The sequence below is a fragment of the Streptomyces sp. NPDC107522 genome (assembly GCF_055657525.1).
Genome location: NZ_JBVKAU010000031.1, coordinates 36,512 through 49,626 on the forward strand (window position 1 = coordinate 36,512; position 13,115 = coordinate 49,626).

A 13,115-nucleotide genomic window follows, 5' to 3' on the forward strand; every position below is an offset into this window, starting at 1 on the left:
CATCTCCCCCTTCCCGAAGGGACCGCACCATGAACGACACCGAGAGCACCGGACTGTCCCGGCGCACTCTCCTCCAGGCCGCGGGCGCCACCGCCGCCGCGTACTCCCTGATCGGCGCCGCGGCCGGCACCGCGAGAGCCGACGACACGCCCGCGTCGGCCGACAAGCTGGTGGTGTACCCCATCCCGAGCGGGGTGCCGACCAACTCCAGCTTCTCCGTCAAAGCCCGGACGCCGGGCGGCGATTGGCAGACGGTGCCCGTCTACCGGGCCAGGGCGAAGCAGATCGACGCGAACACGGGCAGCGGCCCGGTCTTCAACTCGTCCGTCGCCACATTCGACTTCAAGGGCACCGTCGAGGTCGCCGTCACCTCGTCCAAGGGCACCATCGGCTCCGCACGGATCCGCCCCCTGTCGTACGACATCGACTTCACGGTGGACGGCGCCACGGTGAGCTTCACCCTCACCGAGCCGCGCAACCTCTCCGTCGAGATCGACGGCGAGCTCTTCAACAACCTGCAGCTGCACGCCAACCCGATCGAGGAGAACGCCCCCGACCCCGACGACCCGGACGTCATCTACTTCGGGCCCGGCCTGCACAAGACCACCGACAACGTGGTGAAGGTGCCCAGCGGCAAGACGCTCTACCTGGCGGGCGGCGCAGTGCTGACCTCCCGGGTGGAGTTCGTCAATGTCGAGAATGCCCGGCTGACCGGCCGCGGTGTGCTGTACAACTCGCCGAGCGGTGTCCTGCTGCAGTACTCGAAGAACATCGAGATCGACGGCGTGATGGTGCTCAACCCGAGCAGCGGCTACGCCTGTACCGTCGGCCAGTCGAAGCAGGTCACCATCCGCAACCTGCACTCCTACAGCCACGGCCAGTGGGGCGACGGCATCGACGTCTTCTCCAGCGAGGACGTCCTCATCGAGGGCGTCTGGATGCGCAACTCCGACGACTGCATCGCGATCTACGCCCACCGCTGGGACTACTACGGCGACTGCCGCAACATCACCGTCCGCAACTCCACCCTGTGGGCGGACGTCGCCCACCCCATCAACGTCGGCACGCACGGCAACACCGACAAGCCGGAGACCATCGAGAACCTCGTCTTCAGCAACATCGACATCCTCGACCACCGCGAACCGCAGATGGACTACCAGGGCTGCATCGCGCTCAACCCCGGCGACAGCAACCTGGTGCGCAACGTCCGCGCCCAGGACATCCGGGTGGAGGACTTCCGCTGGGGCCAGCTGCTCAACATGCGGGTGATGTTCAACAAGTCGTACAACACCTCGGTCGGCCGCGGCATCGACGGCGTGTACATCCGCAACCTGACGTACACCGGCACGCACGCCAACCCGTCCGTCTTCGTCGGCTACGACGCCGACCACGCGATCAAGAACGTCACCTTCCAGAACCTCGTCATCAACGGCAAGTTCATCGGCAACGGGATGAAGAAGCCCGGCTGGTACAAGTTCACCGACATGATGCCGGGCTACGCCAACGAGCATGTGCTGAACACCCGGTTCCTCAACTCCACCGAGGCCACGTCCACGTCCGCGCCCGAGATCACCAGCCCGGACCAGGCCACGGCCACCAAGAACCAGGTCTTCAACCACCTCATCACCGCGTCCGAGCTGCCCACGTCGTTCGACGCCGAAGGACTGCCGAAGGGCCTGGACATCGACACCGCGACCGGTCTGATCTCCGGTACCGCCAAGGACAACGTCGGCAGCTTCACGGTCACCGTCTCGGCCACCAACAGCGTGGGCACCGCCACCCAGTCCCTCACGCTCACCGTCCAGCACGCGTGACGCGCCCGTACAGAACCATGGAGTCACCCGTGCTTCCACTCAGCAGACGATCCTTCCTCGGCGCGGCCGCCCTGGTGGCCGCGGCCGGCGGCGGGCTGCTGTCCGCCCCCGCGGCGGCGTGGGCCCAGGACGACAAGACCCGGCTGCGGGCCTTCACCCACCCCGGGCTGCTGCACAGCGCCGCCGACCTCGCGCGTATGAAGGCGGCGGTCGCCGCCCAGGAGCCGCCGATCTACGACGGCTACCTGGCGTTCGCTGCCCACGCCCGCTCGAAGTCCACGTACACCGTCCAGAACACCGGTCAGATCACCTCCTGGGGCCGCGGCCCCACCAACTTCCAGAACCAGGCCGTCGCCGACTCGGCCGCCGCCTACCAGAACGCCCTGATGTGGTGCGTCACCGGCAACCGCGCCCACGCGGACAAGGCCCGGGACATCCTCAACGCCTGGTCGGCGTCCCTGACGATGGTCACCGGCGCCGACGGCCCGCTCGGCGCCGGCCTCCAGGTCTTCAAGTTCGTCAACGCGGCCGAGCTGCTGCGGCACAGCGACTACGACGGCTGGGCGGCGCAGGACATCGCCCGCTGCGAGCAGTCGTTCCTGAACGTCTGGTATCCGGCGATCTCCGGCTACATGCTCTACGCCAACGGCAACTGGGACCTGACGTCCATCCAGTCCATCCTCGCCATCGCCGTGTTCTGCGAGGAGCCCACGCTCTTCGAGGACGCGCTGCGCTTCGCCGCGGCCGGGGCGGGCAACGGCAGCGTCCGCAACCGCGTCGTCACCGACGCGGGCCAGGGACAGGAGTCCGGCCGCGACCAGGGCCACGAGCAGCTCGCCGTCGGCCTGATGGGCGACGCCGCGCAGGTCGCCTGGAACCAGGGCGTCGACCTGTGGGGCTTCGACGACAACCGCATCCTCGCCAACGCCGAGTACGTCGCCAAGTACAACCTCGGCGGTGACGTCCCCTTCACGCCCGACCTCGACCGCACCGGCAAGTACATCAAGACGACCGTCTCCGACAAGGTCCGCGGCAGCGTGCCCCCGACCTACGAGATGTACTACGCCCACTACGCCGGCGTCCGCGGCCTCGACACCCCGTACACCAAGGCGGCCGTCTTCCGCGGCACCGGCGGCACGAGGGTCGTCGAGGGCAGCAACGACGACCTGCCCAGCTTCGGCACCTTCACCTACGCCGGGACCAGGGCACCGGAGCCGACCGCGCCGACGGCTCCGGCCGGTGTCACCGCGGTGGGCGACGGCACCTCGGTCACCGTGGCATGGCTGCCGTCCGCGTGGGCGACGACGTACACCGTCCGCCGGGCCACCCGGCCGGAGGGGCCGTACGAGGAGATCGGCGTCAGCGACAAGCCGGAGTTCAAGGACACCGGCGTACGCGGGGGACGGACGCACTACTACAGGGTCACCGCCACCAACTCCCAGGGCACCAGCGCCGAATCGAGCCTCGTCGCCGCCGGCGCCGCCCTCCCCGAACCCTGGTCCACCAGCGACATCGGCGAGGTGAGGATCCCCGGCTCCGCCGCCTTCGACGGCGAACGGTTCGTGCTGGAAGCCTCCGGCACCGCCGACACCTACCGCTCGGTCCACCTCCCGCTGCCCGGCGACGGCGCGATCACCGCGCGGATCGTGTTCCCGCTCAGCTCGCAGTACTCCAAGATCGGCGTGACCCTGCGCGACTCGCTGGACGCGGACGCCGCGCACGCGTCGATGCTGATCCAGGGCCTGCCGCTGCACACCTGGAGCGGCGTATGGAGCGTACGCCCCGAGACCGGAGCCGACATCTCCGCCACCGGCAGCACCCCCGTGCCGCCCTCCCAGCAGCAGGCGATCACCGTCAACGCGTCCTTCCCGATCTCCGACCTCGGCAAGCTCCCGGAGTCGGCGACCCCGCTGGAGGCCCCGTACGTGGAGGGCGCCGGCGACGGCTACCGGCTGCGGGCGCCCTACTGGGTCCGGGTGACGCGCAGGGGCCGCCGCTGCACCGGAGCCATCTCCCCGGACGGCATCCGCTGGACCGAAGTCGGCTCCACCGAGGTCGAGTTGGGCCGCACCGCGTACGCGGGCCTGGTCCTCACCTCCTGCCTCGGCGTCGACGAGGCCTACGCCGAGACCGGCACCGGCGCCTTCGACAACGTCAGCGTGACCTCCGCGACGGCGGGCGAGGTCTGGTCCGCGCCGCGCCCGGCCCGCACCGCCACCGGCCTGACCGCGACCACCGGCGCCGACGCCGTGGAGCTGGCCTGGACCGACCCGGACCTCTCCGCCCGCTACAAGGTGCTGCGCGCCACCAGCGCCGACGGGCCCTACGAGACGATCGCGACCGGCGTCGGCCCGGTCGGCTTCGGCGCCCGGATACGGTACGCCGACGCGACCGGCACACCCGGGACGACGTACCACTACGCCGTGGCGAAGACGAGCTGCGGCGGCCGCGGACCGCTGTCCGCCCCGGCCTCCGCGCAGATGCCGACGCCGAGCGTGCCCCAACTCACGTCCGCGAAGGAGGCGTTCGCCAACAACGGCGTCCCCTTCCGCCACGTGCTGCGCGGCTCGCACGAGCCCGTACGCTTCAGTGCGGACGGCCTGCCGGACGGCCTGCGCGTCGACAGACGCACCGGCCTGGTCTCCGGAACGCCCACCGAGAGCGGCGAGTTCAAGGTGACGACCGGCGCCGGCAACGCGGCCGGTGACGGCACCGGCACGCTCACCCTCACCGTCGGCACACCCCCGCCCGCCCCCTGGACCTACGGCGACCTCGGCGACCCGGTGCTCGACGACCGCGCCTTCGGCACGCTCGGCGTGGTCGCGATCCGCACCCCGGGCAGCACGTCCTACGCCGACGGCACCTTCACCGTGCGCGGTGCGGGCGTCGACCTCACCGTCAACAACCAGGGAATGACGGGGCAGTTCGTACGACGGCCGGTCACCGGCGACTGCGAGATCACCGCCCGGCTCGTCTCCCGCGCGGGCGCGAGTGCCGACCGGGTGGGACTGCTGATGGCCAAGTCGCTGTCGCCGTTCGACCAGGCCGCCGGGGCGATCGTCAGCGGCGGAACCAGCGCGCAGCTCATGCTGCGCACGACCGTCGCCGGACGGTCGACGTTCACCGGGAACGGGGCGGCCACCCTTCCCTCCCTGCTGCGGCTGAAGCGCGTCGGGACCGCCTTCACCGCAGCGCTGTCCACCGACGACGGCGCCACCTGGACCACCCTCGCCACCGGCGAGATCCCCGGGTTCGGTGACGCCCCCTACTACGTGGGCCTCGTGGTCTGCTCCCGCGACCAACTGGCCCGCAGCACCACGGAGTTCGACGAGGTGAGTATCACCACCGACTGATCCCCCCACGGATTGGAGATGCACCACGATGAGCCGCACATCCCCCCACCAGCACCTTCCATCAGGTGAGCTGAGCCGTCGCGGTCTGCTGAAGACCGCCGGCGGCCTCACCGCGGCCGTCGCCCTGGGTACCGCATCCGTCGCCACCACGGCGGATGCGGCCCCCGCGACCTTCACCCACCCCGGCATGCTGCACAACGCCGGTGACATCAACCGGGCCAAGGTCAGGGTCGCCGCGGGCACCGACCCCTGGCTGTCCGGCTGGAACCGGCTGACCGCCAACTCCCATTCGCAGTCCACCTGGACGCCCCGCGTCCAGGCCACGGTCATCCGCGGCGGCACCGGCGAGAACTACGGCCTGCTCTACAACGACATCGCCGCCGCCTACCAGAACGCCCTGCGCTGGCAGGTCGGCGGCACCGAGGCCAACGCCCGGTGCGCGGCCACCATCCTCAACGCCTGGTCGAGGACCCTGACGTCGATCACCGGCAACGCGGACCGGTTCCTCGCCGCGGGCATCTACGGCTGGCAGTTCGCCAACGCCTGCGAACTCATGCGCGGCTACAGCGGATTCGACCTCGCGGCGGCCCAGGACATGATGGTCAGGGTCTTCTACCCGCTCAACAACCAGTTCCTCACCGGCCACAACGACGCCTGCATCACCAACTACTGGGCCAACTGGGACCTGTGCAACATGGCCTCGATCATGGCCATCGGGATCCTCACCGACAACGCCGCCAAGTACGACCAGGCCGTGAACTACTTCAAGACCGGCGCCGGCAACGGCTCCATCCAGCACGCCGTGCCGTTCCTCTACAGCAACGTCGACGGCTACGACCTCGGCCAGTGGCAGGAGTCCGGCCGCGACCAGGGCCACACCGTCATGGGCATGGGCCAGATGGGCGCGATCTGCGAGATGGCCTGGAACCAGGGTGACGACCTGTACTCGTACGACAACCGGCGGTTCATGAAGGCCGCGCAGTACGTCGCCAAGTACAACCTGGGCATGGACGTGCCCTACACCACCTACACCTGGGGCAGCGGACAGAACTGCGCCCAGCAGTCACAGACGGTCATCGGATCCGGCAGCCGCGGCCAGATCCGCCCGGTGTGGGCGATGCTCCACTTCCACTACAACCGGCGTCTGTACCTGGACGACAAGTACATCTCGCAGATGTACTACGACCTCGTCGCCCCCGAGGGCGGCGGCGGCGACTACGGCTCCACCAGCGGCGGCTACGACCAGCTGGGCTTCGGCACGCTGATGTACGCCAAGTAGCCGCCCGTACGCCACAAGCGGCCCCGTACGCCGAATGGCCGCCACACCGCTCGTGCACCGGAATATCGGGCCACAATGAGTTGCTCTGATCTTCACGGTGCACGAGCGCGGTGAGGAGGCTGGTGGACGTATGACGGCAGTCCAGGCAGATCCCGTGGTGAGCACGCCGTACGGGGCCGTACGGGGCCGGTACGAACACGGCGTCGCGGTGTTCCGGGGCATCCCCTACGCGGCGCCCCCCTTCGGTCCGAACAGATTCCGGCCGCCCGTGCCGCCGGAACCCTGGGACGGCGTGCGAGACGCCGGCGCCTTCGGGCCGACCCCGCCGAAACCCCCGTACTCCGAGGCCTTCGCGCAGTACCTGTCCGACCCCGTCGTGCCCGGCGACGACTGCCTCAACCTCAACGTCTGGACCCCCGAGCCGGGGTCGGGTGCCCGGCTCCCGGTCATGGTGTGGCTGCACGGCGGCGCCCTGACCCGCGGCTCCTCGGGCGTGCCCGTGTACGACGGGCGCACCTTCGCCCGCGACGGCGTCGTCTGCGTCTCGGTCAACTACCGACTGGGCGTGGAGGGCTACGGCCTCTTCCCGGACACCCCCGCCAACCCCGGCCTGCGCGACCAGCTCGCCGCCCTGGAATGGGTCCACGAGGCCGTCGCGGCCTTCGGCGGCGACCCCGACCGCATCACCCTCTTCGGCCAGTCCGCCGGCGCCATCAGCATCGGCGCCCTGCTCGCCGCCCCGCAGGCCCAGGGCCTGGTCCGGCGGGCGATCCTGCAGAGCGGGCCGCCCGAGACCGCCGAGCGGGACAAGGTACGGCGGATGGTGCGCCGTATGGCCAACCGGCTGAAGATCCCCGCCACCGCCGCCGCCTTCGCCGACATCGACCGTGAGCTGCTCCTGCGCACCCAGGCCGAGGTGGGCAGGCTCAGCAGCCCCGTGGTGGGCGGGCCCGCCTTCGGGATCGTCGTCGACGGCGACATCGTCCCCCGTGACCCGCTGGAGGCGCTCACGGAGGGCGACGCCGCCTCCGGCGTCGACCTGATGACCGGCTGGACCCGCGACGAGTACCGGCTGTGGCTGGTCCCCGGCGGCCTCCTGGAGCGCGTCGACCGGCTCGGCGCGGTCGCCCTGGCCGGGGCCATGGCCCGCTGCCACGTCGGCGCCGAGGTGCCCCGCGGCTACCGCGCCCTGCACCCCGAGGCAGGCACCGCCGAGATCGTCGGCCAGATGGTCACCGACCACCTGCTGCGCCGCCCGCTGCACCGACTGGCCGACGCGCGCCCCGGATCGTCGTACGTGTACGAGTTCGCCTGGCCCTCCGGCCTCCCCGGCCTCGGCGCCTGCCACGCCCTGGAGCTCGGCTTCGTCTTCGACACCGGAGAGGTTCCCGAGTCCCGCAAGCTGGCCGGCGAGGGCGCCCCGCAGGAGCTGGCGGACGAGATGCACGGGGCGTGGGTGCGGTTCGCGGCGGAGGGCGACCCCGGGTGGCAGGCCTGGGACGACACGCACCCGGTGCGCGTCTTCGGCGACGGCGCCACCCACACGGCGTACGGCCCGCGCGACGCCGAGCTCGCCCTGTGGGCCGCGGCCGTCACCCCTGAGGAATCCGCCGTCGCATCGGCCCTGGCCGACGGTTCGCCCGCGCGGAGTACGGAAGTGCGGTCGGTCGTACGGCGTCTGCGCCTTCCCGGCGCGGTCCGGCGGCACTGACGGCAGCAGCCACCGGCACGGACCGAGCATCCCGGGCCTGAGCAGCTCGGAAACCGGTTGCCGTCGGTAGGGGCGGCCGTCCTCGTGTCAGCTCCGTGGTGGTGCCGTGCTGCGTCTGATCGCCAGGCTGGTGGGGACGAGGTCGGTCCCGGGGCGGGCGCCGGCCTGGGCGCGGACCTGGCGGAGGACGTTCTGGACGCAGCGGCGGCCCACCTCGGCGAAGTCCTGGTGGACGCTGGTCAGGGGCGGCACGAAGAAGGCGGCCTCCGGGAGGTCGTCGAAGCCGACGACACTGATGTCCTCCGGGACGCGGCGGCCGCGTTCGTGCAGGGCGCGCAGCAGCCCGAGGGCCATCTGGTCGTTGGCGACGAACACGGCCGTGCAGTCGGGTTCCCCGGTCAGCGAGAGGCCGGCCGCATAGCCGGACTCGGCCGACCAGTCACCGCGCAGCGGCGGCGGCACCGGGCGCCCGGCCTCCTCCAGGACGGCCCGCCACGCCTCGGTCCGGCGCTGGCCGGCGTAGGACGTCGAGGGGCCCGCCACATGCCAAACGGTGCGATGGCCGAGGTCGAGCAGATGCCGGACGGCCTTGCGTGCACCGTCGGCCTGGTCGGTGTCGACCACGCTGTAGCGGTCCCCGGCGTCGGAGTCCACGACCACGACGTGCACGCCGGGGGGCAGTTGCACCGTCCCGGCGTCGAGCAGGTGGATCTCCATGATCACGATCACGGCGTCGACGGCCAGTTCTCCCATGCGGGTGAAGGCCCCGAGGACGTTGTCCTGGGTCGGGACGTCGATCGGGATCAGGGTGATCGCGTACCCCTCCGCCGCGGCGTGCGTGGCGATGGCCTCCACGGTGCGGCTGTTGCCCGTCGACGACAGGCTGAACAGGATCACGCCGATGGTGTTGAACTGGCCGTAGCGCAGGGCGCGTGCGGCGCTGTTGGGCCGGTAGCCCAGCTCCCGCATCGCCGCGAGCACCTGCTCCCGGGTCGCCTCGATCACGCCGGGATGGCCGTTGGACACCCGCGACACCGTCTGGGACGACACGCCCGCGAGCCGGGCGACATCGGCCATGGAGACCCGCTGCTTGCGGCGCTCGCCGGGCACACCGGAGCCCCCTCGCTGGGCACCCCCGCCCGCGGGCACCGAGACCGCCTGCTCGTGCTCGCTCAGCTCCACCGCTCCCTCACCCCGCCCTCTCGTTCCCGGTGCGCGTCACCGCGCCCGCCCAGGGATGTTACGCGGGGGAAACCTTGACGGTCGTGGGGGCGGATGCCACGATTCCGACGCCCTGAAGTTTACGTAAACATCCCCCCAGCGAGCCTGCCCGGCCCAAGGCATGCAGGCGGCCTCGTGTCCACCATGTTTACGTAAACATCATGCCGGGTGCCGTCATCTCCGAAAGGCCAGCTGATGCGCAAGACCCCCTCGAGAAACCGCTTCACCCCCCGGCTGCGTGCCGCCTTCGTGGCGGTCGCGATCGCCACGATCAGCGGCACCACCCTCGCGGGCAGTCCCGCCTCCGCCGCACCGAGCGGCGACACCACCCAGTTCAAGGGCGTGAACTGGGCCGATCCCCGCGACAACTTCGCCGACGACACCCTGCAGCTGTCCGGCCTGTCGACCTCCGACACCTACGCCCAGACCTACGCCAAGTCGAGCCGGATCATCTCGGCGTTCCGCGCGAACCTCGGCGCCAACACCGTCCGGCTGCCCATCAACCCGTACACCGTGAACGGCTCCTACTGGAAGTCGTACCGGGGCGTGATCGACGCGGCGACGGCCAAGGGCTTCAAGGTCATCGTGTCCTACTGGGAGGGCACCGGCGAGCGCCGGGACGGCTTCATCGACGACACCGCCACCTACTGGCCCATGTGGGACACCGTGGTCAAGGCCTACAAGGGCAACTCGCGGGTCTACTTCGAGCCGATGAACGAGCCGCACGGCTACACCGACACCGAGTGGGCCGACATAGCCGCGAAGTGGCTGGACACCTACCCGTCCGTCCCTCGCGACCGGGTCTTCGTCAGCGGCGCCGGCTACAACGACCACGTCACCTCGGTCTGCGCCGACCCGCGGCTGAAGGGCACCTACCTGTCGCTGCACCACTACGGGTTCTGGAAGGAGTACGCCACCTACGACCAGTGGGTGGCCGACCTGAAGGAGCGCATCGGTGACTGCGCGAGCCGGACCGTCGCCGACGAGTTCGGCGCCCCGATGACGACCGGACTCGACTACAACCACCCGGCGCCGTCCAACAACTACATCAACTTCATCCAGGCCGTCACCGACACCTTCCGCGAGCTGAAGATGGGCTCCGTCTACTGGCCCGGTCTGCGCACCGACGACACCTACTCGATGCAGACCCTGATCGGCGACCCCGCCCGCCCGTGGCTCGCCACCACCAACCAGTCCGGCGCCGACCGGCTCGCCTGGGGCTGGGGGCGCGGCAAGCCCGTGCAGCCCTGACGGCGAGGCCTCCTGAGGCGAGGGCGAGGCCTTGTGAGGCGATCGGATCCGGACGGTCCGATCTCGCGGCCGGTCGCGGTGCCACGAGCGCCGCGATTGGCCGCGCCGTTTCGACGCCCACCTGCGCGGCCACGTGCGCGACACGTGCGCGGCCCTTCAGCTCTTCGGTGCCCCGACCGAGTTCCGCACCACCACGTGCGTGCCCAGCAGCAGATGCTCGTCCGGGTTCTCCGGGGTGCGGCCGAGCGCGGTGCGCACGGCGAGGCGGCCCAGCTCCTCGTAGGGGACATGGACCGTCGTCAGGGCCGGGTGCAGGTCACGGGCGAAGGGGATGTCGTCGTAGCCGGCCAGCGAGACGTCGCCGGGGACGTCAAGCCCGGCCTCGTGCAGGGCGGTGAGCGCGCCCGCGGCGACCATGTCGGTGGCGGCCACCACGGCGGTGAAATCCAGCCCCTGCTCCAGGGCCTCGCGCATCAGACGGTGCCCGGCGTCGCGGGTGAAGTCGCCGTGCAGGAGCAGCGCCGGGTCGGGGTCCAGGCCGCGGGCGCGATGGGCGGCGAGATAGCCGCGCTCACGGCCCTGGGCGGTGGTGTGGTCGGGCTTGCCGCCGAGGAACAGCACCCGCTGGTGACCCTGGGAGAGGACGTGCGCGACCAGGGCGTAGGCCCCGCCCTCGTTGTCGTACTCGATGACGGTCACCGGCGCCCCGGGGCCGAGCGGCGGCCGCCCGCACAGCACCAGCCGGGAGCCCGCCGACGCCAGCGAGTCGGCCATACGGCGGGTGCGCTCGCGGTACTCGGGGGTGTCGGCGGAGCCGCCGACCAGGATCACGGCGGCGGCGCGCTGGGCGCGCATCATCTCGACGAACTCCACCTCGTGCTGGACGTCGCCCTCCGTCGTGCACACCAGGCACAGATGCCCGAGCCGTCGGGCCTCCCGCTCCACGCCGTGCGCCATGTGCGCGAACGACGGCCCCGTGATGTCCTCCAGCACGAACGCCAGCGTGGGCGTGCCGACCCCCGCGATCGCCTTGGCGCGGGCGTCGGCGACGTAGTCGAGGTCCCGCACCGCCCGCATCACGCGCGTACGCGTCGTCGAGCTCACCGGGTACACGCCGCCGAGCACGCGCGAGACGGTCGACGCGGAGACCCCCGCGCGGGCCGCCACGTCCCGGATGGTGCTGCGCCCCGCGTCCTCGCTCTTCCTGGTCATCCCTGCCTCGTCCCTCTCCCGGGCACCCTGGCCCTCCCCCTGGGGAACCGGCGGCAACATGATGGCAACCGGTTTCCGAGAGGGAGGCTAGCAGCGGGTGAAGGGCGGGGACGAGTCCTGTGCGCAGGTCGTCGTCACGGAGGGCCCAGGAGCCGGGCAGGTGGGCAGGCCGCCGTCGGTCAGTCCTTGGGTGCGGCGATGGTGCCGTCCGGCCGGATCTCGGGCAGGCTCGTCCGAGGCTTTGGCAGCAGTGCCTTGCTCTCGTCGATCGAGCCGTCCTTCTGCACGCCGTACAGCGCGTTGTAGATGTTGCGGACGGCCGGGGCGGAGGCGCCGGAACCGGTACCGCCCTGGGAGATCGTCATGACGACGGCGTAGTCCTCGGTGTAGGTGGCGAACCACGAAGTCGTCTGCTTGCCGTAGACCTCGGCGGTACTCGTCTTCGCGTGCAGCGGGATCCTGTCCTGCGGCCAGCCGACGAAGCGCCAGTCGGCCGAACCGCGGGTGACGACCCCTGCGAGGGCTTCGTCGATCGCATCCCGGGTCTGCCGCGTCATCGGCAGTTTGCCGTGCGACTTGGGCTTGATCTCCTGGACGTTCTTGCCGTCGGCGCTGACGACGGCCTTGCCGACGGTGGGGTCGTACAGGGTGCCGCCGTTGGAGATCGCCGCGTAGATGGTGGCCATCTGGATGGGGGTGACCAGGGTGTCGCCCTGTCCGATGGAGTAGTTGACCGCGTCGCCGGCCCTCAGGCGGTTGCCTTCGAGGCAGTTCTCGTACGCGATGCGCTGGGGGTAACTGCCGTTCCTCTTGCCGTACTTGCACCAGGCGTCCTTGTTGGCCTTCCAGTAGGCCTGCTTCCACTGGCGGTCCGGGATGCGGCCGGTGACCTCGTTGGGCAGGTCGATGCCGGTCTCCGCGCCGAGGCCGAACTGGTGGGCCGTCTTGTAGAACCAGTCGTGCGCGTTCTTCTTCGGCTTGGTGCCGCCGTCGCGCTTCCACTCCTCGTGGGCCAGCCGGTAGAAGACCGTGTCGCAGGAGACCTCAAGCGCCCGGCCGAGGCTGATCGGGCCGTGGTCCTCCGATTCGAAGTTGGTGAAGACCTGGCCGCCGATCGAGTAGGAGCTGGAGCATTCGTAGGGGCCGTCGAAGGAGTAGCCGGCGTTGACCGCGGCGGCGGTGGGGACGACCTTGAAGATGGAGCCGGGCGCTGACTGGCCCTGGATCGCACGGTTGAGCAGCGGGTAGTTGGAGCTCTTGCCGGTGAGCTTCTT

8 protein-coding genes are annotated in these 13,115 nt (G+C 70.7%); 5 read left to right on the forward strand and 3 right to left on the reverse strand.

Translation table 11 applies throughout. The features are described from left to right. Positions 1 to 29: 29 nt before the first annotated feature. The 4 genes from ACZ7L6_RS42805 to ACZ7L6_RS42820 all read left to right on the forward strand — a co-directional run bounded on the left by ACZ7L6_RS42805 (position 30) and on the right by ACZ7L6_RS42820 (position 8,157). Positions 30 to 1,814 (forward strand): glycosyl hydrolase family 28 protein, encoded by a 1,785-nt coding sequence (locus tag ACZ7L6_RS42805; protein ID WP_471933853.1) that lies wholly within the window; start codon positions 30 to 32, stop codon positions 1,812 to 1,814. Between the two features lie 29 nt (positions 1,815 to 1,843). Next, positions 1,844 to 5,167, forward strand: a complete 3,324-nt coding sequence (locus ACZ7L6_RS42810; RefSeq protein ID WP_471933855.1) for an alginate lyase family protein — start codon at positions 1,844 to 1,846, stop codon at positions 5,165 to 5,167. Positions 5,168 to 5,195: 28 nt separating this feature from the next. Continuing rightward, entirely contained in the window at positions 5,196 to 6,446 is a 1,251-nt protein-coding gene (locus ACZ7L6_RS42815) for an alginate lyase family protein (RefSeq protein ID WP_471933857.1), read from the forward strand. 130 nt (positions 6,447 to 6,576) lie between these two features. Further along, positions 6,577 to 8,157, forward strand: coding sequence for a carboxylesterase/lipase family protein (locus tag ACZ7L6_RS42820; protein ID WP_471933859.1), 1,581 nt, complete (start codon positions 6,577 to 6,579; stop codon positions 8,155 to 8,157). Between the two features lie 87 nt (positions 8,158 to 8,244). Here ACZ7L6_RS42820 and ACZ7L6_RS42825 read toward each other — a convergent pair whose 3' ends face one another. After that, a complete protein-coding gene (locus ACZ7L6_RS42825) occupies positions 8,245 to 9,234 on the reverse strand; it encodes a LacI family DNA-binding transcriptional regulator (protein ID WP_471933869.1) in 990 nt (329 codons plus the stop codon). A 339-nt stretch (positions 9,235 to 9,573) separates the two neighbouring features. Between ACZ7L6_RS42825 and ACZ7L6_RS42830 the strand changes: the two genes are divergently transcribed. Further along, complete coding sequence (locus ACZ7L6_RS42830) at positions 9,574 to 10,629, forward strand: glycoside hydrolase family 5 protein (protein WP_471933861.1); 1,056 nt, start codon at positions 9,574 to 9,576, stop codon at positions 10,627 to 10,629. A gap of 156 nt (positions 10,630 to 10,785) precedes the next feature. Here ACZ7L6_RS42830 and ACZ7L6_RS42835 read toward each other — a convergent pair whose 3' ends face one another. Together ACZ7L6_RS42835 and ACZ7L6_RS42840 are read right to left on the reverse strand one after the other, a co-directional pair. Further along, on the reverse strand, positions 10,786 to 11,841 hold the full coding sequence (locus ACZ7L6_RS42835; protein ID WP_471933863.1) for a LacI family DNA-binding transcriptional regulator: 1,056 nt from the start codon (positions 11,839 to 11,841) through the stop codon (positions 10,786 to 10,788). A 179-nt stretch (positions 11,842 to 12,020) separates the two neighbouring features. Continuing rightward, positions 12,021 to 13,115: penicillin-binding transpeptidase domain-containing protein (locus tag ACZ7L6_RS42840; protein WP_471933865.1), on the reverse strand; the 1,095-nt coding region annotated here is incomplete at its 5' end.